The sequence below is a fragment of the Iamia sp. SCSIO 61187 genome (assembly GCF_019443745.1).
Classification (GTDB): Bacteria; Actinomycetota; Acidimicrobiia; order Acidimicrobiales; family Iamiaceae; genus Iamia.
Genome location: NZ_CP050948.1, coordinates 823,178 through 849,278, shown reverse-complemented (window position 1 = coordinate 849,278; position 26,101 = coordinate 823,178). Strand labels below are relative to the sequence as shown.

At 75.2% G+C, this 26,101-nt stretch carries 23 protein-coding genes; 8 read left to right on the top strand and 15 right to left on the bottom strand.

What is annotated here, in order from left to right; translation table 11 throughout:
- Positions 1-23 precede the first annotated feature (23 nt).
- Together tesB and HC251_RS04055 are read left to right on the top strand one after the other, a co-directional pair.
- Entirely contained in the window at positions 24-911 is an 888-nt protein-coding gene (gene tesB, locus HC251_RS04060) for an acyl-CoA thioesterase II (protein WP_219944041.1), read from the top strand.
- The gene (locus tag HC251_RS04055) at positions 908-2,185 is read left to right on the top strand and encodes a sorbosone dehydrogenase family protein (RefSeq protein ID WP_219944040.1); all 1,278 of its coding nucleotides are present in this window, start codon (positions 908-910) and stop codon (positions 2,183-2,185) included. Before tesB ends, HC251_RS04055 begins: the two co-directional genes overlap by 4 nt.
- 74 nt (positions 2,186-2,259) lie before the next feature.
- Here the strand turns inward: HC251_RS04055 and HC251_RS04050 are convergent, their stop codons facing one another.
- From HC251_RS04050 to HC251_RS04035, 4 genes are all read right to left on the bottom strand, one after another.
- Positions 2,260-5,352, bottom strand: a complete 3,093-nt coding sequence (locus tag HC251_RS04050; RefSeq protein WP_219944039.1) for an AAA family ATPase — start codon at positions 5,350-5,352, stop codon at positions 2,260-2,262.
- On the bottom strand, positions 5,349-6,605 hold the full coding sequence (locus HC251_RS04045) for an exonuclease SbcCD subunit D (RefSeq protein ID WP_219944038.1): 1,257 nt from the start codon (positions 6,603-6,605) through the stop codon (positions 5,349-5,351). The genes HC251_RS04050 and HC251_RS04045 overlap by 4 nt, the downstream gene beginning before the upstream one ends.
- 247 nt (positions 6,606-6,852) lie before the next feature.
- On the bottom strand, positions 6,853-7,215 hold the full coding sequence (locus HC251_RS04040) for a hypothetical protein (RefSeq protein ID WP_219944037.1): 363 nt from the start codon (positions 7,213-7,215) through the stop codon (positions 6,853-6,855).
- 10 nt (positions 7,216-7,225) lie between these two features.
- A complete protein-coding gene (locus HC251_RS04035) occupies positions 7,226-8,002 on the bottom strand; it encodes an SDR family oxidoreductase (protein ID WP_219944036.1) in 777 nt (258 codons plus the stop codon).
- Between the two features lie 36 nt (positions 8,003-8,038).
- Between HC251_RS04035 and HC251_RS04030 the strand changes: the two genes are divergently transcribed.
- Positions 8,039-9,229, top strand: a complete 1,191-nt coding sequence (locus tag HC251_RS04030; protein ID WP_219944035.1) for an acyl-CoA dehydrogenase family protein — start codon at positions 8,039-8,041, stop codon at positions 9,227-9,229.
- 6 nt (positions 9,230-9,235) lie between these two features.
- Here HC251_RS04030 and HC251_RS04025 read toward each other — a convergent pair whose 3' ends face one another.
- Positions 9,236-9,667 (bottom strand): hypothetical protein, encoded by a 432-nt coding sequence (locus HC251_RS04025; RefSeq protein WP_219944034.1) that lies wholly within the window; start codon positions 9,665-9,667, stop codon positions 9,236-9,238.
- Between the two features lie 98 nt (positions 9,668-9,765).
- Between HC251_RS04025 and HC251_RS04020 the strand changes: the two genes are divergently transcribed.
- The gene (locus HC251_RS04020; RefSeq protein ID WP_219944033.1) at positions 9,766-10,344 is read left to right on the top strand and encodes a TetR/AcrR family transcriptional regulator; all 579 of its coding nucleotides are present in this window, start codon (positions 9,766-9,768) and stop codon (positions 10,342-10,344) included.
- Here the strand turns inward: HC251_RS04020 and HC251_RS04015 are convergent.
- From HC251_RS04015 to HC251_RS04005, 3 genes are read right to left on the bottom strand one after another with little or no spacing between them, the layout of a single operon-like run.
- Positions 10,334-11,275 carry an ATP-binding protein gene (locus HC251_RS04015; RefSeq protein WP_219944032.1) on the bottom strand — a complete coding sequence of 314 codons (942 nt, stop codon included), beginning with the start codon at positions 11,273-11,275 and terminating at the stop codon, positions 10,334-10,336. The genes HC251_RS04020 and HC251_RS04015 overlap by 11 nt on opposite strands.
- A gap of 49 nt (positions 11,276-11,324) precedes the next feature.
- Positions 11,325-12,875 carry a N,N-dimethylformamidase beta subunit family domain-containing protein gene (locus HC251_RS04010; protein ID WP_219944031.1) on the bottom strand — a complete coding sequence of 517 codons (1,551 nt, stop codon included), beginning with the start codon at positions 12,873-12,875 and terminating at the stop codon, positions 11,325-11,327.
- A gap of 11 nt (positions 12,876-12,886) precedes the next feature.
- Positions 12,887-14,290 carry an MFS transporter gene (locus HC251_RS04005; RefSeq protein WP_370651332.1) on the bottom strand — a complete coding sequence of 468 codons (1,404 nt, stop codon included), beginning with the start codon at positions 14,288-14,290 and terminating at the stop codon, positions 12,887-12,889.
- Positions 14,291-14,424: 134 nt separating this feature from the next.
- On the opposite strand from HC251_RS04005, the gene HC251_RS04000 reads away from it, so the two are divergent.
- Positions 14,425-14,862, top strand: a complete 438-nt coding sequence (locus HC251_RS04000; RefSeq protein ID WP_219944029.1) for a helix-turn-helix domain-containing protein — start codon at positions 14,425-14,427, stop codon at positions 14,860-14,862.
- A 41-nt stretch (positions 14,863-14,903) separates the two neighbouring features.
- On the opposite strand, the gene HC251_RS03995 is transcribed toward HC251_RS04000, so the two are convergent.
- The 3 genes from HC251_RS03995 to HC251_RS03985 all read right to left on the bottom strand — a co-directional run bounded on the left by HC251_RS03995 (position 14,904) and on the right by HC251_RS03985 (position 18,359).
- Positions 14,904-15,353, bottom strand: a complete 450-nt coding sequence (locus tag HC251_RS03995) for a GNAT family N-acetyltransferase (protein WP_219944028.1) — start codon at positions 15,351-15,353, stop codon at positions 14,904-14,906.
- 139 nt (positions 15,354-15,492) lie between these two features.
- Complete coding sequence (locus HC251_RS03990) at positions 15,493-18,150, bottom strand: cation-transporting P-type ATPase (protein WP_219944027.1); 2,658 nt, start codon at positions 18,148-18,150, stop codon at positions 15,493-15,495.
- Positions 18,147-18,359, bottom strand: coding sequence for a zf-TFIIB domain-containing protein (locus tag HC251_RS03985; protein WP_219944026.1), 213 nt, complete (start codon positions 18,357-18,359; stop codon positions 18,147-18,149). The genes HC251_RS03990 and HC251_RS03985 overlap by 4 nt, the downstream gene beginning before the upstream one ends.
- A gap of 119 nt (positions 18,360-18,478) precedes the next feature.
- On the opposite strand from HC251_RS03985, the gene HC251_RS03980 reads away from it, so the two are divergent.
- Positions 18,479-18,796, top strand: coding sequence for a winged helix-turn-helix domain-containing protein (locus tag HC251_RS03980; RefSeq protein WP_255566594.1), 318 nt, complete (start codon positions 18,479-18,481; stop codon positions 18,794-18,796).
- Positions 18,797-19,027: 231 nt separating this feature from the next.
- A complete protein-coding gene (locus HC251_RS03975; RefSeq protein ID WP_219944024.1) occupies positions 19,028-19,228 on the top strand; it encodes a hypothetical protein in 201 nt (66 codons plus the stop codon).
- 133 nt (positions 19,229-19,361) lie between these two features.
- Here HC251_RS03975 and HC251_RS03970 read toward each other — a convergent pair whose 3' ends face one another.
- Positions 19,362-20,870 carry a wax ester/triacylglycerol synthase family O-acyltransferase gene (locus HC251_RS03970; protein WP_219944023.1) on the bottom strand — a complete coding sequence of 503 codons (1,509 nt, stop codon included), beginning with the start codon at positions 20,868-20,870 and terminating at the stop codon, positions 19,362-19,364.
- 95 nt (positions 20,871-20,965) lie between these two features.
- Between HC251_RS03970 and HC251_RS03965 the strand changes: the two genes are divergently transcribed.
- A complete protein-coding gene (locus HC251_RS03965) occupies positions 20,966-21,433 on the top strand; it encodes a hypothetical protein (RefSeq protein WP_219944022.1) in 468 nt (155 codons plus the stop codon).
- A 51-nt stretch (positions 21,434-21,484) separates the two neighbouring features.
- On the opposite strand, the gene HC251_RS03960 is transcribed toward HC251_RS03965, so the two are convergent.
- The 3 genes from HC251_RS03960 to HC251_RS03950 all read right to left on the bottom strand — a co-directional run bounded on the left by HC251_RS03960 (position 21,485) and on the right by HC251_RS03950 (position 25,966).
- Entirely contained in the window at positions 21,485-22,165 is a 681-nt protein-coding gene (locus HC251_RS03960; protein ID WP_219944021.1) for an NUDIX hydrolase N-terminal domain-containing protein, read from the bottom strand.
- Between the two features lie 35 nt (positions 22,166-22,200).
- On the bottom strand, positions 22,201-24,558 hold the full coding sequence (locus HC251_RS03955; RefSeq protein ID WP_219944020.1) for a [protein-PII] uridylyltransferase: 2,358 nt from the start codon (positions 24,556-24,558) through the stop codon (positions 22,201-22,203).
- Between the two features lie 67 nt (positions 24,559-24,625).
- Positions 24,626-25,966 carry an FAD-dependent oxidoreductase gene (locus HC251_RS03950; RefSeq protein ID WP_219944019.1) on the bottom strand — a complete coding sequence of 447 codons (1,341 nt, stop codon included), beginning with the start codon at positions 25,964-25,966 and terminating at the stop codon, positions 24,626-24,628.
- Positions 25,967-26,101 lie beyond the last annotated feature (135 nt).

Genomic DNA, 26,101 nt, shown 5'->3' with positions numbered 1-26,101 from the left:
CGGTACCGGAGCGCCGGCCTGCCATGATCGACGCCGTGCAGCAGGAGGCGGTCGACGACCTGGTGGCGGTGCTCGACCTGGAGCCCATCGAGGTCAACCTGTTCCGGGGCACGAGCCCCGACGTCGACCTGCAGCGGGTGTTCGGTGGGCAGGTCGCGGGCCAGGCCCTGGTGGCCGCGGCCCGGACCGTCGGGGCCGACCGCCACGTCCACTCGCTCCACGCCTACTTCCTCCGCCCCGGCGACCCGACGGTGCCGATCCTCTACGAGGTCGACCGGATCCGGGACGGCCGGTCGTTCACCACCCGGCGAGTCGTGGCCATCCAGCACGGCAAGCCCATCTTCAACCTGTCGGCGTCGTTCCACGTGGCCGAGGAGGGCTACGACCACGGTGCGCCCATGCCGAGCGACGTGCCCGACCCCGAGTCGCTCCCCGACTTCACCACCCGGTGGGCGCCGATCATGGGCCGGAGCGAGCAGGGCCGGGCGTGGCTGGAGCGGCCCCGCCCCATCGACATGCGCTACGTCGACGGCGTGCCCTCGGCCCGCCGGGAGCCGCTGCCGCCCCACAACCGGGTGTGGATGCGGGCCGACGGGACGCTCCCCGACGACCCCGTGCTCCACACCTGCGTGGTGACCTACGCGTCGGACATGACCCTGCTCGACACCACCCTGTTCCCCCACGGTCGCTCGTTCGTGGAGAACGACGTGATGATGGCCAGCCTCGACCACGCCATGTGGTTCCACCGGCCGTTCCGGGCCGACGAGTGGCTCCTCTACGCCCAGGACACGCCCTCGGCCTCGGGCGGGCGGGGCATCGCCCGGGGCCTGTTCTTCGACCGGGCCGGCGCCCTCGTCGCCTCGGTCGTGCAGGAGGGGCTGATCCGCCCGCTGGAGCCTGCGGCCCGGTGACCGGCCGCCGGGCGTGCGCCCTCCTGGGGGCGGCGCTGCTGGTGCTCGCCCTCGGGGCGTGCGGCGACGACGAGCAGACCGAGCCGCCCGAGCGGGGCGCCGAGGTCGAGGGCCGGGCGCCGACGACCCCGCCGACGGAGGACTCCACCACCACCCCGGCGACGACCGGGCCCTCGACCACGACCGGCGAGGCCGCACCCGGGCTCCTGGGCGAGGTCGCGGTCGTCCTGACCCCGATCGTCGAGCTCGATCAGCCGACCAAGCTCGTGCCCCGCCCGGGCTCCGACCTGCTGTACGTCGCCGAGCAGGGGGGCCGGGTCGTGACCGTCGACCCGTCCACCGCGCCCGACGCCGAGGTGACCACGGCCCTCGACCTCACCTCGGTCACCCGCTCCGGGGGCGAGCAGGGGCTGCTGGGGCTGGCCTTCGCCCCCGACGGGGCCACGCTCTACGTCCACCACAGCGGGACCGACGGCGAGACCCGCATCGCCGCCTTCACCATGGACGGCGCCGTCGCCGACCCCGGTTCGCGGGTCGACCTCCTGACCGTCGACCAGCCCTACGCCAACCACAACGGCGGTGAGCTGCTGGTCGACGAGGACGGGCTGCTGTGGATCGGTCTGGGCGACGGCGGCTCGGGCGACGACCCCGACCTGCGAGCCCAGGACCCCGACGACCTGCTGGGCAAGGTCCTGCGCATCGACCCGAGCAGCCCTGAAGGGGACCGGCCCTACGGCATCCCCGCCGACAACCCCTATGCCTCCGACGGCGGGGGCCGGCCCGAGATCGCCCTCCTCGGCCTGCGCAACCCGTGGCGCATGCGGTTCGACCGCGCGACCGGCGACCTCTGGATCGCGGACGTGGGCCAGAACGCCCTGGAGGAGATCGACCGGCTGCCCGCCGGCGCCATCCTCGGTGCCAACCTGGGCTGGAGCCGGTTCGAGGGCTCCGACGAGAAGTTCCCCGACCGCCGGCTGGCCGACGGGCCGCTGGTCGGACCGGTCTTCGAGATGGCGCACGCCGACGGGTGGTGCTCGGTGTCCGGGGGCGCCCTCTACCGGGGCGAAGCAATCCCCGACCTCGCCGGGGCCTACCTGTTCGGTGACTTCTGCAAGCCGGGGCTGTCGGCCATCCGCCTCGACGGCGACACCGTCGCCGAGACGGCCGTCCTCGACGACGCCGCCGCCACCGTCGTGTCGGTCGACACCGATGCCGCCGGCGAGGTCTACGTGCTGTCCCTCGACGGCGTCGTCGCCCGCCTCGACCCCGCCTGACCCCACCTTGCGTCCTGGGGACGGATCCGGGTGCAAGGGCACCCGGGATCGCCCCCGTACGGGAGGGTGTGCGGTCAGGCGCCGGGGACCGAGCCGACCAGGACCTCGGAGCCGGCCCGGGCGGGACGGACCTCGATGCCCGAGCCGATCCGCTCGCGGAGGCCGGGCACGTGGCTGATGACGCCGACCATCCGCCCGCCGGCCCGGAGCCGGTCGAGCTCGTCGAGGGCCAGGTGCAGGGCGTCGGCGTCGAGCGTGCCGAAGCCCTCGTCGACGAACAGCACGCCGAGGTCCACGCCCCCGGTGCGCTCCCCCACCACGTCGGCCACGCCGAGGGCCAGGGCGAGCGACGCCTGGAACGTCTCGCCCCCGGAGAGGGTGGTGACCTCGCGCTCCTCGCCGCTGTGGGCGTCGAGCACCCGGAGGTCGAGGCCGGCCCGGGCCCCCCGGCTCGACTCGGTGTGGACCCGCAGCGAGTAGCGCCCGGCGGTCATCACCGCCAGGCGGTCGTTGGCCCGCTCGCAGATGGTCTCGAAGTGGGCGGCCAGGACCCACCGCTGGAGGGAGATGCGATCGGGGCCCCGGCCGGCGCAGACCTCGGCCAGCCGGCGCCGGACCTCGTGCTCGGCCACGGCCACCGCCAGGTGGGCGGCCTCCTCGCGGTGGGCGTCGACCGCGTCGGCCACGGCGTCGGCCGCCGCCCCCACCCGGGCGCACGCCTCGACCAGGGATCGGTGGGTCGCGGTGGCCTCGATCGCCGCGGCCCGGGCCGGGTCCGGGTCGGGGCGCTCGTCGGGCAGGTCCGACCGGGCGGCGTGGTCCAGGGCGGCGGCCACGGCCTGGCGCTCGGACTCCCACCCGTCGATGGTGGCCCGGAGGCGTCGGCGGGTGACGTCGTCGCGGCCGGCGGCCGTGGCGGCGGCGGCATCGACGAAGCCGGCCTCGTCGAGGGCGGCCGCCAGGGTCTCGACCGCGCTCTCGGCCACCGAGGTCGCCGACGCGGCCTGGCCCCGCGTCTGGGCCAGGTCGGCGAAGGCGTCGTGGAGGCGGGCGAGGGCGGCCGAGGCCCGCTCGGCCACGTCGCGCCCGGCGCCGACGCCGAGCACGCCCTCGGCCAGCTCCTCGGCCCGGCGCACCTGGGCGACGTGGACGGCGACGGCCTCGCGGCACTCGGCCGCCCGGGCGGTGTCGGCGTCGGCGAGGCGGCGGCACTCGTCGACCGCGGTGGCGGCGGTGGCGACCTTCCGCTCGAGGCCGTCGGCCTCGGCCGCGCAGGCCCGGGCCTCAGCCAGGCCCGACCGGGCCGCCTCGAGGGCGGCGGCGACCTCGTCGGGGCGGTCGGCGGCCTCCCCCGCCTCGGCCCGCACGTCGGCCCGGGCCGCTCGCGCCTCCTCGACGGCGGCGGCGGCCGCGACCCGGCGGCGCGCCGCCGTCTCGGCGGCGGCCTCGGCCGCGTCGACCTCGGCCCGGGTCGGGGCCCCGGGCTGGCGGGGGGCGGGGGCCGGGTGCTCGGCGCCGCCGCAGACGGGGCACGGGGCACCGGGCTCCAGGGAGGCGGCCAGCTCACCGGCGGTGCCGTCGAGGTGACGGCGGAGCTGCTCGGCGTAGGTGGCCCGGGCCCGGGCCTCGGCCTCGACCACCTCCAGCCGGGCCTCCTCGGCCCGGCGAACCTCGGCCTCGGCGGCGGGCAGGCGTCGGGCGGCCGCCGACCACGCCGCCAGCCGCTCGACGTCGGCCACCAGAGCGTCGGCCCGCTCGACCGCGGCCCGGGCGGCGGCCAGCTCGGCCACCCGGGCCTCCCGGTCCCGACCGGCGGCCTCGGCCTTGCGGGTCCAGCCCTCGGCCGACGCCGCGGCCTGCTCGGCCCGGCGCTGGGCCGCGGCCGCCTGCTCCCGGCCCTCCTGGGCCCGGACGGCAGCCTCGGCCGCGGCCTCGACCTCGGTGGTGCGCCGGACGATCGCCGTGGCCGCGGCGGTGAGCCAGGCGTCGTCGATGGCGGTGAGGGCGGCGCCGTCGAGGGCGGGGCCGTGCAGGGCGCCGCCGAGGGTCACGGGGCTGGCCGCCCAGGCGGCCGCGGCCTCCTCGGCCGCCACCCGGTGGTGGTCGACGGCGTCGCGCACCGCCCGGTGGGCCCGGTGGGCGGCGGCGAAGGTGGGGGCGACCCGCAGGGCCCGCTCGGCCGTCGCCAGCTCGGTCCGAGCCCGCTCGACCTCGTCGGCGGCGGCGGCCAGCTCGGCTTCCCGCTGGCGCAGCCGGGCCCGCTCGTCCCACCGCTCGGCCGTGCCCTCGGCCCGGTCGGCCTCGGCCCGGGCGGTGTCGGCGGCGGCCTCGGCGGTGCCGACCTCGGAGCGCAGCGTGGTCGTGGCGGTGGCGAGGGCGGCGGCAACCTGGTCGAGGGCCGGCTGACCGTCGGCCTCACCGCCCTCGTCGAGCGCCGCACCGGCGAGGGCCCCGAGGTCGACCACGGCGGCGAGGGCGGGGCGGTACGGCTCGAGGTCGGCCGTGAGGCGGGCGCAGGTCGCGGCGACGGCCTGCCGTCGGGCCCGCTGCTCGTGCTCGGCCTGGTCGATGGCCCGGGCCTCCTCGCGGGCGGCCAGGTCGAGGTGGCGGGCCACGTCCTCGAACCGGTGGGTGCCGAAGATGCTGGCGAGCAGCGCCTCCCGGTCGGCGGAGCTGGCCCGGAGCACCTGCTCGAACCGGCCCTGGGGCAGCAGGACCACCCGGCGGAACTCGTCGACGTCGAGCCCCAGCCGCTCGGTGAGGATCCGGTCGACGTCGGTGACCTTGGTGGCCACCACGTCGACCCCGCCGGGCACCCGGCGCTCGAGGACGGCCTTGGCCGAGTGCTGGGCGGCGGTGCCGTCGCGCTTGGTGCGCCAGCGGGGCGCCTCGCGGCGCACCGTCCACTCGTCGGCCCCGAGGCGGAACCGCAGCTCGACCCGGGGCACGGCGCCGCGGGCGTGGTCGGAGTGGAGTCGGGACAACGGCCGGTCGCCGGCCGTCTTGCCGTAGAGGGCGAAGCAGAGTGCGTCGAGGAGGAAGCTCTTGCCGGCGCCGGTCGGCCCCCAGATGAGGAACAGGCCCTCGTCGCCCAGCGCGTCGAAGTCGACCACCTGGCGGGTGGCGTAGGGCCCGAAGGCCTCGACCTCGAGGAGGAGCGGTCTCATGCCACCGCCCCGTCCCGGGCCGACGAACCGTCGTCGTGCTGGCCGTGCTCGTCGTGCCCGCGATCGGCCGTGGCCACGGTGGCAGCGACGCGCAGCTCGTCCTCGCGCCCGGCGGCCGTGACGGCGTCGAAGGCGGCCCGGAGCAGGGTGTCCTCGGTGGCGTCGACCGGGCGACCGAACCGCTCGGCCACGAAGGCGTGGGCCAGGTCGAGGTCGGTCACCGGCGTGCTCCGGCGGCGGGGGTCGGCCGCGGTGGAGGCGGTCGCCGGGCGGACGTGCTCGAGCACCAGGGTGTGGGGGAAGCGGTCGCGCAGGCGCTCCATGGCGTGGCGGGGCAGCACCTCGTCGTGCAGCCGGACGCGCACCCACGCCTGCTCGGCGGCCCGGTGGGCGGGGTCGGCCAGGAGGCTGTCGAGCCGCCCCTCGAGGGTGGCGACGGTGCGCTCGCACCCGAGCTCGACCACCTCGGCCTCGACCGACCCGTCGGGCGCCAGCTCGACGACCCGCACCGACGCCCGGGCCGTCTCCGAGAAGGAGTAGGGCAGCAGCGAGCCGGAGTAGGCGGCGCGGGGGCCGACCTCCTGGGGGCGGTGGAGGTGGCCGAGGGCGGCGTAGGTGAAGCCGTCGAAGGCCGAGGTCGGCACCCGGTCGACGCCGCCCACGCTGAGCTCGCGCTCGCTGTCGGACGGCGCCGCGCCGGCCACGAAGGCGTGGGCCACGACGACGGAACGGACGTCGCCCCGGCCCGCCACCTCGGCCCGGGTGGCGTCGAGGGCGCGGGCCAGCACCTCGTGCTGGGTGGGGCGGCGGGCCCGCTCCCCCGTGCGCTCGACCAGCGGGGCGGCGAGCGGCTCCTGGTACGGCACCGGGTGGATCACCAGGTCGGAGCCGCCGTCGGTGGCCGGGACGACGACGGGGGCGTCGACGTCGAGCCGGCCGCGCAGGGTGACGCCGCCGGCCCGCAGCAGGGGGTCGAGGGCGCCGACCCGGTTGGGGGAGTCGTGGTTGCCGGTGATGGCGACGACCGGGACGCCCAGTCCCCGCAGCTCGCGCAGGGCCTCGGCCAGCAGGTCGACGGCGTCGGCCGGGGGGATGGCCCGGTCGTAGAGGTCGCCCGCCACCACCACGGCGTCCACGTCGGCGTCGCCGGCGATGGCCACGACCCGGGCGAGGGCGCACTCCTGCTCGGACAGCAGCGGGGCACCGTGGAACAGGCGCCCGAGGTGCCAGTCGGAGGTGTGGAGGACCCGCATGGGAACGACAGTACGCAGGGGGTGTGACAGTGACGGTGGACCCCGACGCCGCAGGCGCACCCTCCACCGTCGCCCTCAGGGCGGCGGGTGGGGTCGGAGGACGTGTGACAGTGAGGGTGGACCCGCCGCCCCGACGCGTGCCGAGCCGACCTCCGGGCGGTGGCGGGGACCACGCAAGGTGCCTGGCACCATCCGTGTGGACCTGCGGCACACGGAAGGTGCCTGGCACCATCCGTGTGGGTCGGGGCTAGACGGGCGGGCCCCAGACGTCGTCGCCGCGGAGGGCGGCGTGTCGGTGTTCTGCTCGGCGGTCGGTGTCGTGGCCGCCGGCACCGTTCTGACACCGCTGCCGGACACCGATGTCGCCTGGCGCGAACAGAACGGCGGTCGAGGCGGCCATCGCCGTTCTGACACCGCTCTCGGCCAGCCGTGTCGCCTGGCGCGAACAGAACCGAGGATGGCGACGGATCGGGGCACCGGCGACGAGGAAAACGGCGTACACGGCCATGAAGGGCCAGGCACCGTTCTCGTCGGCCAGGCGGTGCAGGATCAGCTCCCGCCCGCTCGGCTGCCGAGGGTCGTCCTTCGTCAGCCAGCCCCACCCCTGCACGGGGGTGACGCTAGACGGGCGGGCCCCAGACGTCGTCGCCGCGGAGGACGGCGTCGGCACCGCCGTCGACGAAGAGGACCTGGCCGGCGATGCGCTCGGTGGTCGGGGCGGCGAGGAAGGCGATCACCTCGGCCACGTGCTCGGGCTGGCAGCGGCCGCCGAGGGGCATCGGCACGGCGGCGTCCATCAGCTCGACCATGGCCGGGTCGCCCAGCAGCGGGGCCAGGAGCGGCGTCTCGACGATGCCGGGCGCCACGGCGTTGAGGGCGATGCCGGCCCCTGCCCACTCGGGCCGGACGGCCTCGCGCCGCACCCACCGGGCCAGGGCCCGCTTGGTCGACGGGTAGGCGAGCAGCTCGTGGCCGACGAGGGCGATGGCGACGGCGCGCTCCTCCTCCCCCGCCAGGCAGGCGTCGACCAGCTCGGGGGTGTGGCCGTTCAGCACCGACGACGACGCCGTCACCACGACCCGGGGCGCGGCCGACTCGGCCAGCAGCGGGCGCAGGCCCTCGGCCGTGGCCACGGCGCCGAAGTGGTTGACCCGCACGCACAGCTCGGGCGAGGCCTGGGTCCCGGCGTTGGCGATCACGGCGTCGACGACCCCGCCCGAGGCCACCGTGACCTCCTCGACCAGGGTCCGGCGCCCGGCCGGCTTGGCCAGGTCGGCGACGATGGTGGCGTCGTGGAGGTCGACGTCGATGACGCGGTGCCCATCGGCCTCCAGGCGCTCGCAGGTGGCGCGGCCGATGCCCGACGCGGACCCGGTGACGACGTAGGTGCGGACCATGCCCCTCAGTAGAACACGTTCTAGTCTGAGCCGCTCATGGACTTCGGAGACACCCCCGAGGAGGCGGCCTTCCGGGCCGAGGCCCACGCCTTCCTCGCCCGCCACGCCTCGCTCCGGGAGCCGGGCGAGGGCACCGTCGGGTTCCTGGCCGACACCGACCCCGAGGTCGAGGCCGCGCACATCGCCGCGGCCAAGGCGTGGCAGGCGACGCTGTACCGCGAGGGCTGGGCCGGTGTGACCTGGCCCAAGGAGAACGGGGGACGGGGCGGGTCGGTGGTCGAGGCCCTGATCTTCGCCCAGGAGGAGGCCCGCTTCGACGTGCCCCCGTCGATCTTCGCCCAGGGGATCGGCATGGCCGGCCCGACCCTGATCGCCCACGGCACCGAGGCCCAGAAGGCGCGGTTCCTGCCGCCGATGCTCGAGGGCACCGAGGTCTGGTGCCAGCTCTTCAGCGAGCCGGGGGCCGGGTCCGACCTGGCCTCGCTGCGCACCGCCGCGGTCCGCGACGGTGACGAGCTGGTGGTGACGGGCCAGAAGGTGTGGACCTCGTCGGCCCACTTCTCCGACTGGGGGATGCTCCTGGTCCGCACCGACCCGGACGCGCCCAAGCACCGGGGCATCACCTTCGTGCTCGTCGACATGCGGTCGCCCGGCATCGACGTGCGGCCGATCCGCCAGATCAACGGCGCCTCCCACTTCAGCGAGGTGTTCCTGACCGACGTGCGGGTCCCGCTCGACCAGGTCGTGGGCCCGGTCGACGGCGGGTGGGGCGTGGCCATGACGACGCTGATGAGCGAGCGCATCGGCATCGGCTCCGGTGGCACCGACCCGCTGCGCCCGCTCGTCGCCCTGGTGCGGGCCGCCGGCAAGCAGGACGACCCCGTCGTCCGTCAGGACCTCGCCCGCATCCACACCCGGCTCCAGGTGATCACCTACATGGGCCTGCGGGTGCAGACCGCGCTCTCCCAGGGCCAGGTGCCCGGACCGGAGAGCTCGGTGCTGAAGCTGGCGTTCTCGACCTACTGCGCGGCGCTGGCCGACTTCGCCCTCGCCGTGCTCGGACCCGACGCCATGCTGTTCGACCACGACGCCCCCGCCACCCATCCGTGGCAGGGGGTCCTGCTGACCCAGTGGGCCGTGCGGATCGGGGGCGGGACCGAGCAGGTGCAGCGGAACATCATCGGCGAGCGGGCCCTCGGCCTCCCCCGCGAGCCGCGCCCGGCCTGACCCGGCTCAGGCGCCCGATGCAGTCGCGGGCTCGGGCTGCACCAGGTACCCCTGGCGCCGCACGATCCGCAGCCCGACCACGCCGAGGCCCACCGCCCCGGCGATCTCGGCCAGCACCGCAGCCCAGGTGAAGGCGTCGACGTCGCCACCGGGGAGGGGGTCGCTGAGCACGCCCCAGTCGGGCAGGAGGTGGGTCAGCGACACGCCGACGGCGATCGCCAACCCCCCGGCGGCGGCGGCGAAGGGGGCGAGGGCGTGGCGGGTGGCGACGAGGGTCAGGAGGACCGCCGAGGCCATGGCCACGACGAGGCCACCCGAGTTCACCTCGTTGGTGATGGCGTCGATGCCCCGACGCACGTGGTCGGCGTTGTGGACGGTGAAGCCGGCGGCGAACAGCAGGCCTGCGGTCCGGAGCGGGCGGTGGTCGACGGTCTCCATGCGGTGCCTCCCTGGGGCTCGGAGCGACTAGATAGATCGCTCTAGCGACCAGGGTAGGTAGGCTGGCCACCGCCCGCCACTCGAATCGGGAGGACCCCGTGGCCCCGACCAGCACCCGCGACCGCATCGTCGACGCCGGCGCCGCCCTGTTCCTCCACCAGGGCTACGTCGGGACGGGGATGAAGCAGATCGTCGCCGCCTCCGGTGCCCCCTTCGGGTCGGTGTACCACCACTTCCCCGGGGGCAAGGAGGAGCTCGGCGTGGCCGCCGTCCACCGGGCCGGGGCCGCCTACGCCGAGCTCGTGGGGGCCACGCTCGACGAGCACGACGACATCGTCGAGGCCACCGCCGCCTCCTTCGCCGCCGCCGGCGACCACCTCCGGGCCAGCGGGTGGGCCGACGCCTGCCCCATCGCCACCGTCGCCCTCGAGGTGGCGGGGACGAGCGAGCCCCTCCGGCAGGCGTGCGCCGAGGTCTTCGAGGGGTGGACCGCGGCCCTCACCGACCGGTTCGCCGCCGCAGGCGTCCCCGCCGACCGCGCCCGTCCGCTGGCCCTCACCTTCCTCATGCTCCTCGAGGGCGGCTTCCTCTTCGGTCGGACCGCCCGCACGACCGAGGCGCTCGACGCCGCCGGCCCGGCCGCCGTCGCCGCCGTCCGGGCCGCCCTCAGCCGCTGACCCGACCGGCCTCGGCCGCCTCCGCCTCCTGACGCCACCGCTCCTCGAACCGCACGCGCCGGGGCGGGGGGAGGCCCTGCTCGGCGGCGCGCAGCTGGGCGACGATCTCATCGATGTACCAGCGGCGGAACACCTTGTGCTGGTGGGGCGTCTCCAGCGTCAGCAGCCGGTTGGCCCGCAGGTGCGCGTCGAGCGCGTCGAGGGCGTCGGCGTACTCCTGGGCGGCGTCGGCCACCTCGGGCAGGAGGTCGAGCTCGAGCGCGGTGTGGGTCGCTCCCGCTCGCGCCGCCGCGGTCGCCTGGCGCTTGATCTCCACGCGCGCCTCGGCGAAGCGGTGCACGACGCGCTCGATCAGCTCGGCCAGCGCTGGCGGCACCGGGGCGGTCGCCCCCCGGCGCTCGCCCATCGAGGCCAGGGCGAACTCCCGCAGGAGGTTGTCGACGTGGCGCTTGGCCGCCACCAGGAGGTCGGTGGGGACCTCGCCCAGGGTGACGTGGTGGTGGGCGGGCGGCGGGTGGTCGTCGGCCGCGTCGGACCACTCCGCGTCCGCGGCGCCCACCGGATCCGCGGCCGTGACCTCGGCCCACACGACCTTGCCGTCGCCGGTGACCTCGTACCCCCACCGGCTGGCGAGCTGGGCGACGACGGCCAGGCCCCGCCCGGTCAGGCCCTCGGACGAGGGAGGGGCGACCAGCGGGGCTCGGCGGCTGGCGTCGCCGACCTCGATCCGCACGCCTCCGTCCACGGGCCTGACGGTGGCCACCACACGACCGGTGCCGTGCAGCAGGCCGTTGGTGGCCAGCTCGGTGGCGACCAGCTCGGCGGCGTGCACGAGCTCCGGGGCGCCGGAGGACAGCACGTCGCGCGCCGCGGCGCGGACCCGGGCGACATCGGCCTCGCCGGCCACCTCGACGCGCTCAGGCGTGCCCACGGGGATGAGCATCGCAGGTCCCGGCGCGCCAGTGGCGCGTCCTCCGCCGTCAGGGCGAGGGCGGGCCCGCCAGCCGGGTGAGGAGGTTGCGGGTCACCTGCTCCACGGTGGGGTCGGTGCCGGCCAGGCCGTGGGCCCACTCCGTGCTGCCGGAGGTGACCACGACGCCCCCGCCGGGCGAGGTGTAGGTGCCGAGCACGGCGTGGCCGTGCGAGACGCGCTGCACGTCCTCGGGTGTGCGACCCCCGCCGGCGATGCGGCTGGCGATGAACTCCACCTCCGACGGCTGGTCCGGCGGGGGCGGGCGGGTGGCCGTCGTCCGGGTGAAGTGGGCCGCCGGGGCCGTGCCCAGGATCGTGAAGCCCTCCGGCGTGCCGTCGACCCCGGTCGGGTGGGGCAGGCCGTCGCGGTAGGTGAGGTCGCACCCGTCGCACTCGTAGCCGACGACGGTCCCGGCGGCGCCGAGGAGGTCGCCGTAGCCGAGCCCGGTGCCCTCGAAGAGCCAGTGGTCCGCCCGGTGGACGGTGTAGGCGCCGGCCCCCCGGGTCGCCCGCTTGCCGATGCGGTGGTAGCCGCCCCGGGCGAAGCTCACCCCGGTCATGTGGTTCTCGGGTCGGCCGACCTCCCGGTCCGACCACATGCTGGTGAGCTCGCCGACCCGGTCGGTCCCGTGCACCGGGTCGGACTTGAGCTGGCCCTTGTACCCGACCATGGTCGCCGCCGGCCCCTCGGGGCTGGGCTCCTCGAGGCGGACCTGCCAGAAGGAGGTGTTGCCGGAGAGGAAGGCGGCGTTCCCGCCGGCGGCGATGAAGCCCTCGACGGTGTCGCGCATCCCCTGGGACCAGTACTCGTCGTGGCCCACCGAGAGGTACAGCCCGTAGCCACCGTCGGCGGCCGTCGCCGCGAGGAGGCCGGGGTGGTCCTCGAGGTCGGCGTTGGTGACGACGTCGACCGCGTAGCCCTCGCGCTCGGCCCACTGCAGGAAGGGCAGCTCCCAGTCCGGCCAGCCGGCGGACCCGGCGTAGGGCGAGAGGTGGTGGGTCGCCAGGTAGCCGCGGTGGGCGTTCATCTCCGGGTCGGGCGGCCCGATGATCGTGACCCGGCGCCCGACCCCGGGCGGCTTGTGGAGGTAGCCCGGCGCCATGGGCCGGTGGAGCGAGACGTGGGTGCCGCCGGTGTAGAGGTTCGGCCCGCCGAAGTCGTTGTAGGCGTGCCAGGTGTTGGTCGACAGGGCGAGCAGGATCGGCGCCGTCGGCGCACCCGTCGGGGGCCGGACCACGAAGAAGGCGTGGCTGCGTCGCCGCTTGCCCTCCACGTCGATGTCCAGGACCACCTCGTAGTACCCGCTGCGCCAGGCCGGGTCCACGTCCAGCACCAGGGCGGCGGGCCAGCCGCAGCCGTCCCGCGCCGCACCGCGGGGCGTGGGGTGGTGATCCACCGGCACGGCCTCGTCGTGGAAGACGACGTCGCGCCGCCACCCGACCCGCGCCACCTCGACGGCCACCGGCCGGGCCCCGGCCGACGACAGGTGCAAGCCGACCGTCCCCCCGCCCACCACCGACTGCGGCCAGCAGTAGCCCGTCACCGTCTCGTACGCCACGGCGCCGGAACCTACCGGGTCGCCGGCTCGCGGCTGCCGTCGGTGCGGCGGCGACCGACCAGGCCGCTCGCGATCACCGCGCTGGCGAGGACCACGGCGACGAGCGGGACCAGGAGGGCGGTGCGGAACCCGTCGAGGAGCTCGGGGGCCCCGGTGTCGGGGCCGACCTCTCCCCGGGCGACCGTGACCGCAGCCAGCCCGAGGGCGGCGCCGAACTGCATGGCCGTGTAGAGGACGCCACTGGCCACCCCCTGCTCGTCCTCGTCGACACCGTCGGTGGCGGCGATGGTCAGCGGGCCGTAGACGAGGGCGAAGGCCAGCCCCAGCACGGCGATGGACGGGAACATCGAGGCGTAGGCCCAGTCGTCCTCCACGCGGAGGAACTGGCCGTAGGCCACCGCCGCCAGCCCCAAGCCGCCGAGGATCACCCGTCCGGTCCCGAAACGGGCGACCAGTCGGGGGGTCAGCGTCGGAGCCAGGACGGCATCGATGCCGACGACGAGCAGCGCCAGGCTGGTGGCGATCGACGACCACCCCCGCAGGTCCTGGAGGTACAGGGTCACGACGAACTGGAAGGCGAAGAAGCCGGCCATGAACAGCAGGGCGCTGACGTTGGTCCGCACGAGCGACCCTCGGGCGAGGAGCTCCAACCGGACCAGCGGGGCGGACGATCGGCGCTCGGCGACGAAGAAGACCCCGGCCAGGACGACGCTGGTCACCCCGGAGGCGACGATCAGGCCCCACCGGCCGTCGCGCCGCTCGAGCTCGGTCAGGGTGAAGATGGCGAGCACCATGGCGCCGGTGATCGTCACTGCCCCGGCGACGTCGATGCGGCCCCTGGCGTCCTTGGGCTCGGCCTCGTCCCGCTCGAGGAGGGCGAGGGCGGCGACCAGGATGACGAGGGCGAGGAGGACGGGGGCGAAGAACACCCACCGCCAGCTGACGGTGGTCAGCAACCCGCCGACCACCAGCCCGAGCGAGAACCCACCCGACGCAGTGCCGGCGTAGACCAGCAGCGCACGGTTGCGGGCCGGACCCTCGGCGAAGCTGGTGGTGATGATCGAGAGCCCGGCCGGGGTCATGAAGGCGGCGGCCACCCCTGTCACCAGCCGGGCCAGGATCAGGGTCCACCCCTCGGTGGCGATGCCGCCGAGCCCGGAGAAGGCGACGAACACGGCGAGGGGCACCACGAACATGCGGCGGCGCCCGAGCAGGTCGGCGGCCCGGCCGCCGAGCAGCATGAACCCGCCGTAGCCGAGGACGTAGGCGCTGACCACCCAGTGGAGCGATCCGCTCGACAGGTCGAGGTCGGTGCGGATCGAGGGCAGGGCCACGTTCAGCATGGCGACGTCGACGCCCTCCAGGAAGATGGCGCCGCAGAGGACGGCGAGGACGGCCCACCCCCGCCGGCCCAGGGCCGGGGACGGGACGGGCGCAGCCGGGGGGACGGGTGGGGCGGCGACGGTGCGGGTGGGGGCGGCGGACACGGGGGGCTCCGTTCTCGGTTCCTTCTTGTAAGTGAGCCCATGATGAGTAACGATCGGGGACCATGGAAGACGGCACTTCGAAGTCACCGACGCACTGCGGGGTCACCGATGACGACGTGGTCCAGTGGGACACCCGCGAGGACTGCGAGGTCCGGCAGATCCTCGATCGCATCGCCGACAAGTGGTCGCTGCTCGTGATCGCCCTGCTCGCCCAGGAGACGATGCGGTTCACCGAGCTCCAGCGCCGGATCGACGGGGTGAGCCAGCGGATGCTGACGGTGACGCTGCGCCACCTCGAGCGCGACGGCCTCGTCCACCGGACCGTGCACCCGGTGGTCCCGCCCCGGGTCGAGTACACCCTGACGCCGCTGGGGGCCTCGCTGCGCGAGACGATCCAGGCGCTCGTGGTGTGGACCGAGACCCACCAGAACGACATCGCCTCGGCCCGGGCAGCCTACGACGACCGCCGCCGAGGGGAGGCGGCGCTCACCTCGGTCTGACGGACCGCCCGTCGTGCGTCCGGCCCGGTCGGGCCGGCGCCCTACCCGTCGAGGTCGTGGCGGTAGACGTTGGTCTCGCGGGGCTGGAAGCCGAGACGCTGGTAGAGGCGGTTGGCGGCCTCGCGGGTGGGCCGGCTGGTGAGGTCGACGGTGCGGCAGCCGAGCTCGGCCGCCAGGTCGATGGCGAAGCGGTTGAGGGCGTCGCCCACCCCCTTGCCCCGGGCGTCGCCGTCGACCACGACGTCCTCGATCCAGGCCCGCAGGCCGGTCGGGATCCGGAAGACGACCAGGGTCAGCGAGCCGAGGACGGCGTCGCCCTCCTCGGCGAGGAGCAGGTGCGTCGCCGGGGCTGTGATGATCTCGGCCAGGACGGCAGCGTCGGGCGGCGGCGCAGACCGCGACAGCTGCGGGATCAGCCGGGCGAAGGCGGGCGCCAGCGCCCCCGCCTCGCCCTCGTCGGTCACCTCGCGCACCCGCACCTCGTCAGCCATGGCGCGGACCGTACCCGCCCGCCGGCTCCGACCCGGCGTCCCCGGCCCCGGCCCGGGGACGCCGGCGTCCCTCACGTCGCCGCGGACCGGGTCCGGCCGATGGGAGCGGGCGGTCGGCTCGCGGACAGCACCGCCGGGCTCAGCGCACCACCTGCTCGCCCGAGGTCGCGGCGGTGGGCTGCGACCGTCTCCCGCCCACGATGCGCAGCGCACCCTTGCGGGCCTCCTCCACCCAGATCACGGTGGAGGCGATGGCGATGGCCAGGGCCCACTGGCCGATGGTGAGGTGGGTCGTGCCCATCAGCCCGTGGAGGGACTCGAGCTGCACCGCGGCCACCTGGAGCAGGACGACGGCGGCCAGCGCCGCCCAGAGCTTGCCGTTGGTGAGCGTCGCCCGGTGGAAGACCGACCGCCCCTCCGCCCGGGCGTTGAGGGCGTTGCCCACCTGGAAGAGGACGAAGGTCGTGAAGGCGAGGGTCAGGGCCTCGGCCTCGCTCCCCCGCCCGTCGGCCCACGCCAGCACCCCGAGGGTGCCGATCGCCATGACGAGCCCGGTCATCACCAGCACCCCGAGGCGGCGCCCGTCGAGGATGGCCGCCCCCGGCCGGCGCGGCGGCGCCTCCATCGCCGCCGGTGAGGGCGGATCGACGCCGAGGGCCATCGCCGGGGGCCCGTCCATGATGATGTTGACCCAGAGGATCTGGATGGCGGTGAACGGCACCGGCAGCCCCAGCAGCGGGGCTCCCAGCAGCGAGGCGATGGCGCCGAGGTTGGTCGCCAGCTGGAACCGGACGAAGGTGACGATGTTGGCGTAGATCGCCCGGCCTCGCTCCACCGCGGTGACGATGGTGGCGAAGTCGTCGTCGGTCAGCACCATGGCCGCCGCCTCCTTGCTGACCTCGGTGCCGGTGATGCCCATGGCGACGCCGATGTCGGCCGCTCGGAGGGCGGGGGCGTCGTTGACCCCGTCGCCGGTCATGGCGACGACGTGACCCCGCTCCTTGAGGGCCCGCACCATGCGGACCTTGTGCTCGGGAGACACCCGAGCGACCACGCCGATGCGGTCGATGCGAGACGCGAGCGCCTCGTCGTCGAGGGCGTCGAGCTCTGCCCCGGTGATGGCCTCGCCCCTGATCCCCAGGTCGCGGGCGATGCTCGAGGCGGTCGACGCGTGGTCGCCGGTGATCATGGTGACGGCGATGCCGGCCCGACGGCACAGGGCGATGGCCTCGCGGGCCTCGGGCCGGGGCGGGTCGAGCAACCCCACCAGACCGAGGAGCCGCATGGAGCCGAGCGCGCCCTCCAACGTGCTCGGCGGGGCCTCGGGGTCGATGCGCTCGGCGAGGTGGCGGTCGGCGAGGGCGAGCACCCGCAGCCCCTCACCGGCGAGCTCGTCGATGGTCGCCTCCCACCGCTGCCGATCACCCGGCTCGAGGTCGACGAGGTCGAGGACGACGTCGGCGGCCCCCTTGACCAGCACCAGCGTCCCCGTCCCGTCGTCGTGGAACGTGGCCATCAGCTTGCGGGCCGACTCGAACGGGAGCTCGTTGACCCGGGGTCGGGCCGCTCCCTCGCGGGCCGGGTCGAGCCCGGCCTTCTGGGCGGCGGTGACCAGAGCCCCCTCGGTGGGGTCGCCCAGCAACGTGCCATCGTCGTCGACCTTGCTGTCGTTGCACAGCAGCCCGGCCCGCAGGGCCGCCCGGGCCTCATCGCCGGGGGTGGGCGTGATGGCGCCCTCGACGCGGTACCCCTCGCCGCTGATCGCGCAGCGACCGGACGGGGTGACGAGGGCGCGGGCCGTCATCTGGTTCATCGTCAGCGTGCCGGTCTTGTCGGAGCAGATCACCGACGTGGCGCCGAGGGTCTCCACCGACGCGAGGCGCTTGACGATCGCCCCCCGCTTGGCCATCTGGTAGGTGCCGACCGCCAGGGTGACGGTGACGACCGCCGGGAGGCCCTCGGGGATGGCGGCGACGGCGAGGGCGACCGCGCTGAGCAGCGTGTCGCCCAGGGAGGACCCCCGCATCAGCTCGAGGGTGATGTAGAGCGCGACGGCGGCGCCGGCGACGAGCGCAAGGCGCTTGCCGAGGCCGTCCAGCTGACGCTGGAGGGGCGTCACGTCCCGGTCGCCACCCTGGAGCAGCTCGGCGACGGCCCCGATCTCGGTGGCCATGCCCGTCGCCGTCACCACGGCCTCGCCGCGACCGCGCGTGATGACCGTGTTCATGAACACGGCACCCGAGCGCTCGGCGAGGGCGCCGCCCTCGTGGGGCCCGCTGGCGTCCTTCTCGACGGCGACGGACTCTCCGGTGAGGCTCGACTCGTCGACCTCGAGGGACCGGGCGACGGCAAGCCGGGCGTCAGCCGGCACCCGGTCCCCCGCGTCGAGCAGGACCACGTCGCCAGGCACGAGCTCGGAGGCCGGCACCTCGACCTCGCGCCCGCCGCGCCGGACGCGAGCGGTGGCGACCAGCATCGACCGCAGGGCGGCCAGGCTCTTCTCGGCCCGGTTCTCCTGGACGAAGCCGAGGACGGCGTTGAGGACCAGCACGACCGTGATCACGGTGGCGTCCTTGATGTCGCCGACCGCACCGGCCAGGAGCGCGGCGCCGATCAGCACGACGACCAGGAGGTTGCGGAACTGGTCCAGCAGGAGGGCCAGGGCCGAGCGCGAAGGCGGTTCGGAGAGCTGGTTGGGCCCGTAGGAGACGAGGCGACGGCGCGCCTCCTCGTCGCTCAGCCCCTCGCCACCCGGCGCCGGGGCGGGCGGGGCCATCTGACGATCGATGGTGCTCATCGGTGCTCCACGACGTCGTGGAGGTCGCTGCTGAAGTAGGAGGGGAAGCCGTCGGGATCGCCGACCGCCAGGCGGTTGATGATCGTGTCGATCTCGCCTCGGTCCAGCCACACGCCGAGGCACGAGGGGCAGATGTCGACCTCGACGTCGTGGCGCATGGCGACCGTGAGGTCGATCGCGCAGCGAGGGCAGCGGGCGATGGCAGGCAACGGGGCTCCTTGGGGTGATGTGCGATGCACGATATGCGTATTTTAATTCGTATGTCAACGCTCGTGCATCACCGCCGTGCCGGGTAGCGTCAGGATCTCCCCCCGACCCAGGAGGTGCTGTGAGCGACCAAGGCCGCGGCTGGACGTTCCTGACCAACCACGCCCACGTCCTGGTGTGCATCGCCGAGGAGCCCGACGTCCGCGGCCGTGACATCGCGGCGCGCGTGGGCATCACCGAGCGGGCGGCCCAGTCGATCGTGAGCGACCTCGTCGGCGACGGCTACGTCACCCGCCGGAAGGAAGGGCGCCGGAACCACTACGAGGTCAACCCGGAGGCACCACTGCGCCACCCCCTCGAGCAGGACCACACCATCGGCGAGCTGCTGGTGACCCTCGGGCGCCTCCGACCTCGGCCCCGGCGCGCCGGGAGCCGATGACGACGACAGCATCGACAGATCCCTGATTCACGATACTTGACAGCCGAACTCTACTTCGTATTTACTCAGGGCATGGCCCCCGCCCCCTCCCACGACGCTCCCGGTGGGCGTCGCCGTCCGCCCCCAGCGGCCACCCACGGTGGTGCGCGTCACACAGGCTTCAGCCGGTCGACCCAGAGCGGCAAAGCGCGCGACGACCGCCCGCAACACGGCGGGCGTACCTTCGCCCTCATGGCCCGGTTCGCCCTCCCCCACGTCCTGGCCGACCTGTCCTACCGGATCGGGCACGACGACGCGGTGCGCAACGCCCGTGTCGAGCTCGAGCTGGCCGAGCAGCGCATCGACGCCGCCGAGGACCTGATCCGTCGCGTCGAGGCCCACGCCGTCGCCGCGACCGCTCGGTCGGCACCCCGGGCCGCCGTCGCCGCCTGACGCACCGATCGCCCGCTCCGGGGCCCGCCACCCCGGAGGCCACCTGCACTCCGGCCCTGCCGCCGTCTTCCCCCTGGACGGCGGCGGGGCCGGACTCACTCGCGTCCGGCCCGCTCGCCCGGCCCCGGTGAGGTCAGCTTGCGGTGGAGGCCTTCCGGGTTCGGCCGCCCGACCGCTTCGCCGCCGCCCTCGGCTTCGGCTTCCGCTTCGGCTTCGGCTTGGCCCCGACGCCCAGAGCCTCCTCCAGCTCGGTGAAGGCGCCCTCGACCGACGCGGCCAGGACCTCGAGGTCGGGGACGGCGCTGCGGTCGCCGGAGAGGCCGAACGCCAGCTTCCCGTCGTAGGAGATGACCGCGATGATCATCGCCATGCCGTCGACCACGCAGACGTAGGGGAACGCCTCCAGCATCTTGGCGCCGAGGCAGTAGAGCGGCATCTGGGGCCCGGGGATGTTGGTGATCACCGTGTTGAGCGGCATGGTCCGCACCGCGAGCCGCGAGGCCAGCCCGAGGAGGGTGGGCGGGGCGTAGCCGGTGAGCTCCATGAGGGCGTCGGCGCCGACGGCGGTGCCCATGTCCTTGCGGGTCGCCATGTGGGTGTGGACGAAGCGGAGCCGCTCGATGGGGTCGGGGTCGCCCACCGGCAGGTCGGCGGCCATCATCGACACCCGGTTGCCCAGCGCCATCTGCTCGGACACGTCGCGCACCGACACCGGCACCATGGCCCGGTAGACGAGGCCCTCGGGCACGTCGTCGCCCCGCTCGAGCAGGTAGGTCCGCATGGCGCCGGTGCAGGCGGTGAGGACGACGTCGTTGAGCGTGGTCTTGGCCAGGTCGGAGCCCCGCTCGGCCGCCGCCCGGCGCAGGGCCTTGGCCCGGTCGAGCTCGATCCGGGCCGGCTCGAACCGCCGGTGGGGGGTGACGTCGACGTTCCACGGCGCGCTCGGCGTCCGGTGGGCCAGGTCGACGACGGTGCGGGCGACCTGGCTGATCCGCTCGACCGCCTGCTGCGGGCCCCGGACCATGGCGCGGGCCGAGCGCACCAGCTCGGCCGGCTCGACGGCCCGCTCGACGAGGCTGTCGACCAGCAGCGTCGAGGCCTCGGGCGGGGGCTCCGGGGTCCACGGCTCGGGGTCGGCGTCCTCCACGTCGGGCTCCAGGTCGAGCAGGACGGTGGCCACGTCGATGCCGGAGATGCCGTCGATCAGGGCGTGGTGCGTCTTCTGGATGAGCCCGATGCGGTCGCCCTCGACGCCCTCCACGAACCAGATCTCCCACAGCGGCCGGCGCCGGTCGAGCAGCTGGGCCTGGATCCGGTCCATCAGCAGCTTGATCTGGGCCTCGGACCCCGGCGACGGGATGGCGGTGAGGCGGACGTGGTAGGTGAGGTCGAAGTCGGCGTCGTCGACCCAGATCGGCCGCCCCTGGTCGAAGGGGACCTTCATGATGTGCTTGCGGAACCGGGGCACCAGGTGGAGGCGGGACTCGATGCGCCGCCGGACCCGGGCCAGGTCGAACCGGCCCTCGGCGTCCAGGAAGGGCTGCCGCTCGAAGTAGGCCAGGGCGCCGACGTGCAGGGGCTGGTGGTCGTCCTCGATGTGGAGGAACACCGAGTCCTGGGGCGAGAGGCGGTCGTAGGACATCGGGGCGAACGTACTCCGGGCCCGCGATTCGTGCTGGTCCCCGTCGGCCGACGTCATCCCCCGGGTGCCGGGGGCGGACCCGTAGCGTGACGGGGATGCCCGACCTCGCCGCGACCTGCGTGTGGCGCCTCCGGCCCTCGCTCCTGGCGGCCCTCCACCAGCGCTTCGGCGCGCCCGCCGACACCTACGGCAACGGGAGCCAGACGTGGCTCCGCAGCGACGGGCCCGACGGGATGCCGATCGAGTGGCGCCTCCACCCCTGCGCCGACTTCACCCGCCCCCCGGACCTCGCGGCCGACCAGCTGTTCACCCAGGTCGCGGCGGCCATCGCCGCCGGGGAGGACCCCCGCCTCGACCCGACCGCGGTGTGGACGGGGCTGGAGGCGGCGTGGGCGTTCGACGAGGACCTCCCGGCCGACCAGCTCGACGCGTGCGCCGCCGCCGCCCTCGGGGTCGAGCCCGACGCCAGCGGAGCGATCGACCGACGGGACCTCGGGCGGGCGTGGGAGCGCTCGGGCGGCCGCCTGGACGTCATCGCCCACCTCCTCGACGCCCTCGGATGACGGCTGTGCCCGCAGCGAGGACTCGTGCAGGGTCTGACCCCGTCCGTCGCCCTACCCGGGGGTGCGCCAGGGCGCGTCGCGGGGCTGGTCGAACCACGTGGGTCGGACCTCGCCGCCGATGGCGGCGAAGGCCAGCTCGCCCCAGCGGTCGTGCCCGGCGAGCGGGGTGGGCAGGGCGTCGGCCGCGAACCAGCCCACGTCGGCGCACTCGAGCGGATGGGCCGCCAGGTCGCCGCCCGTGGCCCGGCACAGGAACACCAGCGAGTAGAGCGGGATGCGGCTGAAGCCCTGCCGCATGCCGTCGAACACGGCCAGCAGCCGCTCGACCTCGCATTCGATCCCGGTCTCCTCGTGGACCTCCTTGCGGGCCACCTCGGCCGGCGAGTAGCCGATGTCGGCCCAGCCGGTGGGGTACAGCCACACGCCGGAGTCGGCCCGCTGCACCAGGAGCAGCCGCCCCTGGTCGTCGCCGACGACGGCGCCCACGGCGACCTTCGGGGTGACGTAGCCGGGGACGCCCGAGCCCACCGACTTCATCCACTCGACGACCAGCTGGGCGGGGTCGAACGGGTGGCCGGCGGCGTGGCGGATGTCGGCGGCCACGGCGAGGATCTCCTCGAACCGCTCCCGCTCGTAGGTGTTGTCGCTGAAGCCCAGCCCGGTGCGGGCGATGCCGGCGAGGGCCTCGCTCCACCGCAGCAGGTCGGCCTCGCTGACAGGCTCCCGGTCCACCGCGGCAACCTATCCCGCGGCCTCGGGCCGACCGCCTACTCGGAGTCGAGGGCGTGGAGGAGGGACCGCTCGACCTCGCGCAGGTGGGCCTCGTCGGTGAGCTTGGCCCCGTCGGGGCCCCGCACGTAGAAGGCGTCGACGACGCGGTCGCCGAGCGTCTGGACCTTGGCCGAGCGGACGTCGAGGTCCATCTCCCCCAGCGCCCGGCAGATCCGCTCGAGCAGCCCGAGGGCGTCGGTGGCGTGGACCTCGACGACCGTCGCGTGGCGCGACGCCTCGTTGTCGAAACGGACCTCGTTGGGGGCCTGGTGGGCGCTGCGGATGCGGTTGCGGGGCCGGTGGGTGCGGGCCCGCTCGGCCAGCCGGGCCCGGAGCGCCAGCCGCCCGTCGAGGGCGGCCTCCACCGAGGCCGTCACCCGGGCCCACGGGACCGGGTCCGACGACGGCGGCTCGACCGTGATGCGCTCCAGCGCCCACCCGTCGTCGGAGGAGATGGCGTCCACGGCGAGGACCCCCAGGTCGTGGAGGGCGACGGCGCCGGCGACGCGCCGCAGCAGCCCGGGGCGGTCGGGGGCCACGACGGTGAGCACCTCGCCCTCGCCCTGCACCCGCTGCTGGCGCGCCGCCAGCAGGGCCCGGTGCTCGGCGCTGGGGAACGGCAGCGCCGTCTCCCCCCCGGGCGCCGCCCCCAGGACCACCGCGGTGCGCTCGACCAGGGTGGTGACCAGGCCCGCCTTCCACGACCCCCACGCCGCCGGGCCGGTCGCCTGGGAGTCGGCCACGGTGAGGCCGTGGAGCAGCCGGAGGGTGCGGAGGGACCCGACCCGGGCGGCCACCCCCTCGGCGGTGGCCGGGTCGTCGAGGTCGCGCCGGGTGGCGACGTCGGGGAGCAGCAGGTGGTGCCGCACCATGTCGACGAGCGTGGCCGTGTCGTCGGCGTCGAGGCCCATCTGCGGGCCGAGCACGGCGACCAGCTCCATGCCCACCTCGGTGTGGTCGCCGGGGCGGCCCTTGCCGATGTCGTGCAGGAGCCCCCCCAGCACCAGCAGGTCGGGCCGGTCGACGGTGTCGATCATCTCGACCGTGCCGGTGGCGGTCTCCAGCAGGTGCCGGTCGACGGTGAAGCGGTGGTAGGCGTTGCGCTGGGGGCGGTTGCGCACCGGCGCCCACAACGGGAGCAGGCGGAGCCAGACGCCGACCTGATCGAGGGCCTCGATCTGGGCGATGGCGGCAGGACCGACCGAGAGGAGGTCGACGAGCGCCTCGCGGGCGCCGGCGGGCCAGGGGTCGCCGAACGCCGTCGTCTCGGCGGCCAGCCGCTCCAGGGATGCCCGGTCGATGCGCGTCTCGAGCCGGGCGGCAGCCGCCGCCGCCCGCAGGGCGATGGCCGGGTCGGTCGCCGGGTCCGCCGCCGCCGTGAGGTGCACCTCCCGGTCGCGCAGCTCGAGCCCGGGCCCGATCTCCCGCGGTCGCCCGCCCATCGACCAGCTGGGCCCGGCGAGCATGGCTCGCACCCGGTGCCAGGTCTCGTCCGAGCGCCAGGCCACGGTGCGGGCCCGCTCGGCCACCATGGCCATGAGCCCGTCGGCGCCGCCGTCGACGCCGAGCGCCTCGGCCACCGCGTCCTGCTGGTCGAGGGTCAGCACGTCGCTGGTCCGGCCGCTGGCCCGGTGCAGCTCGGCCCGGACGGCCAGGAGGTCGGCCTCGGCCTCGTCGATCGAGGCGTGGTCGTCGTCGAGCAGCACCTGGCGGGCCCGCTCGGCCCACCGCACGGCGTGGATGTCGCGCAGGCCGCCGCGCGCCAGCTTGAGGTCGGGCTCGAGGAGGAACGCCACCTCGTCGGCCTTGGCGTGGCGGGCGGCCACCGAGTCGGCCAGCTTGCCCAGCCACCGCTTGCCCCGCTTCTCCCACTGGGCGGCGGCCTCCCGGGCCAGGGCGTCGGCGAGGAGCGGGTCGCCGGCGAGGAGCCGGACGTCGAGCAGGGCCGTGGCCGTGTCGAGGTCGTCGGCGGCCAGGCCGAGGGCGTCCTTGGGGGTGCGCACCGAGTGGCCGAGCTTCACCCCGGCGTCCCAGATCGGGTACCAGAGGGCCTCGGCGATCGGCTTGGCATCGATGGCCTTGGCGTGGAGCAGCAGCAGGTCGAGGTCGCTGGCCGGGCACAGCTGGCCCCGGCCGTAGCCCCCCACGGCCAGGAGGGCGATGCCCGAGGGGGGTGGCGCCACCGCAGCCGTCGTCGGGTCGGCGCCCACCGCCCGGGCGAAGAGGGCCGCGACCCAGCGGTCCACGGCCCGGGTCCACGTCGTGACCAGGTCGAGACCGGGCCCGGCGGCTGCCATCACCGCCTCCGGGTCGAGGGTGGGGACGGAGGACCCGTCGGTCGCAGGTGCGGTCATGGCCATCAGACCCGACAGGTTGGCGTCAGCATGTTGCCGGGACGTTTCGCGCCGGTGATCACCGTGTTCAGACCTGGCGGACGACGGCCCGGGCCGCGACCTGGACCGGGTCCCACACCGACGAGAACGGCGGGGCGTAGGCGAGGTCGAGCTCGACGACGTCCATCACCGTCATCTCGGCGGTGATGGCGGTGGCGGCGGTGTCGATCCGCTTGGCGGCCCCGGCCCCGCCCACGATCTGGAAGCCGAGCAGGCGACCGGTGCCCTTCTCGGCGATGGCCTTGGCCGTCATGGGCTCGGCGTTCGGGAGGTACCCGGCGACCGTCGTCGTCTCCACCGTGGCGCTGACCACCTGGAACCCGGCCCGCTCGGCCTCGTCGGTCGAGAGCCCGGTCCGGGACACCTCGGTGCCGCACACCTTGGTGATGGCGGTCCCCACGACGCCGGGGAAGGTGGCGTAGCCGCCGCCGATGTTCACGCCCGCGACCCGCCCGGTCTTGTTGGCCACGGTCCCCAGGGCCACGTGCATCCGCCGCTGCGAGACGCGGTTGTAGGTCTCGGCGCAGTCCCCGGCGGACCACACCCCCGGTGCGCTGGCCGCCTGGCGCCGGTCGACCGAGATCGAGCCCCGGGTGCCCAGGGTCAGCCCGGCCTGCTCGGCGAGGGTCGACTCGGGGGCGACCCCGAGGCCGAGCACGACGAGGTCGGCGCGCACGGGTCCCGCCGCGGTGTGGACGACGCCGGCCTCGAACCCCTCGACGCCGACGCCGAAGCGGGCCTCGATGCCGAGCCGGTGGATCTGACCCACCACCCGGTCGGCCATGTCCGGGTCGAGCGTGCGGCTCATGGGGCGCTCGGCCGCCTCGACCAGCACGACCCGGGCGCCCCACCGGTGGAAGGCCTCGGCCATCTCGAGCCCGATGTAGCCGGCGCCGACGACCACGACGTCCCTGCACCCCATCTCCTTGGCCTGGGTGAGCAGGTGGCAGCCGTCGTCGAGCGTCTGGACGCCGCGCACCTGGGCACCGTCGATGCCGGGCAGGGCGGGGCGGATGGGACGGGCGCCGGTCCCGAACATCAGTTGGTCGAACCCGAGCCGGAAGGTGCGGTCGTGGTCGAGGCTGCGGACCTCGACGGTGCGGGCGTCGAGGTCGACGGCCATGGCCTCGTGGCGCATGCGCACGTCGATGCGGTGCTCGCGCCGGAACTCCTCGGGGGTGCGGGCCACCAGGTCGTCGGGCGACGCCACGTCGCCGGCGACGAGGTACGGGATGCCGCAGGCCGAGTAGCTGGTGCGCGTCCCCCGCTCGAGGTCGACGATGTCGAGGTTCGGGTTCAGACGGCGGGCCTGCGACGCCGCCGCCATCCCGGCCGCGTCCCCACCGATGACGACGAGGCGCTCGGGCATCCCCGCAGGTTACGGCGTCGGCGCCGCCGACCCCCTCGGGGCGGCGGGCGGGGTCGGAGGACGTGCGTCGGCATCGGTGCGACCGGCGACATCGCCGACGTGCCACATCCAGCCACCGAGACCCGGGCCCGCCGT

Bases quoted from the DNA above. Each gene is read 5' to 3' on its own strand.
- HC251_RS03970 (WP_219944023.1), bottom strand. From the start codon at position 20,870: ATGTCCTACGACCGCCTCTCGCCCCAGGACTCGGTGTTCCTCCACATC.
- HC251_RS03990 (WP_219944027.1), bottom strand. From the start codon at position 18,150: ATGAGCACCATCGATCGTCAGATGGCCCCGCCCGCCCCGGCGCCGGGT.
- HC251_RS04050 (WP_219944039.1), bottom strand. From the start codon at position 5,352: ATGAGACCGCTCCTCCTCGAGGTCGAGGCCTTCGGGCCCTACGCCACC.
- HC251_RS03975 (WP_219944024.1), top strand. From the start codon at position 19,028: ATGGCCCGGTTCGCCCTCCCCCACGTCCTGGCCGACCTGTCCTACCGG.
- HC251_RS03950 (WP_219944019.1), bottom strand. From the start codon at position 25,966: ATGCCCGAGCGCCTCGTCGTCATCGGTGGGGACGCGGCCGGGATGGCG.
- HC251_RS03955 (WP_219944020.1), bottom strand. From the start codon at position 24,558: ATGACCGCACCTGCGACCGACGGGTCCTCCGTCCCCACCCTCGACCCG.
- HC251_RS04025 (WP_219944034.1), bottom strand. From the start codon at position 9,667: ATGGAGACCGTCGACCACCGCCCGCTCCGGACCGCAGGCCTGCTGTTC.
- tesB (WP_219944041.1), top strand. From the start codon at position 24: ATGATCGACGCCGTGCAGCAGGAGGCGGTCGACGACCTGGTGGCGGTG.
- HC251_RS04035 (WP_219944036.1), bottom strand. From the start codon at position 8,002: ATGGTCCGCACCTACGTCGTCACCGGGTCCGCGTCGGGCATCGGCCGC.
- HC251_RS04045 (WP_219944038.1), bottom strand. From the start codon at position 6,605: ATGCGGGTCCTCCACACCTCCGACTGGCACCTCGGGCGCCTGTTCCAC.
- HC251_RS04000 (WP_219944029.1), top strand. From the start codon at position 14,425: ATGGAAGACGGCACTTCGAAGTCACCGACGCACTGCGGGGTCACCGAT.
- HC251_RS03965 (WP_219944022.1), top strand. From the start codon at position 20,966: ATGCCCGACCTCGCCGCGACCTGCGTGTGGCGCCTCCGGCCCTCGCTC.
- HC251_RS04030 (WP_219944035.1), top strand. From the start codon at position 8,039: ATGGACTTCGGAGACACCCCCGAGGAGGCGGCCTTCCGGGCCGAGGCC.
- HC251_RS03995 (WP_219944028.1), bottom strand. From the start codon at position 15,353: ATGGCTGACGAGGTGCGGGTGCGCGAGGTGACCGACGAGGGCGAGGCG.